Genomic DNA, 315 nt, shown 5'->3' with positions numbered 1-315 from the left:
CCCCCCCCCCCCCCCCCCCCCCCCCCCCCCCCCCCCCCCCCCCCCCCCCCCCCCCCCCCCCCCCCCCCCCCCCCCCCCCCCCCCCCCCCCCCCCCCCCCCCCCCCCCCCCCTTTTTAATGATCCGGCCACCACCGAGATCTACACTAGGTTCTCTTCGTCGGCAGCGTCAGATGTGTATAAGAGACAGGCCCTGTTCGATGCGCACGTCGCCGCGCACGAAGTCGAAGGCGAAACCCTCGCTGAACACGTCGCGGAAGTCCAGCGTCAGCCGGCGCGGCAGCGACTGCAGCGACAGCACCCCGAGCAGCTTGGCC

Annotated in this window: 1 pseudogene; it reads right to left on the bottom strand. The window is 74.9% G+C overall.

Features of this window, described 5'->3' with window-relative positions:
- Nucleotides 1–182: 182 nt before the first annotated feature.
- Nucleotides 183–315, bottom strand: a pseudogene (locus JHD63_RS25150) (YhdP family protein); the annotation flags it as partial.

Source organism: Xylophilus sp. ASV27 (assembly GCF_016428875.1).
GTDB lineage: Bacteria > Pseudomonadota > Gammaproteobacteria > Burkholderiales > Burkholderiaceae_C > Xylophilus.
Note: the sequence above shows the minus strand (reverse complement) of the source record. Positions and strands in the feature narration are given on the sequence as shown.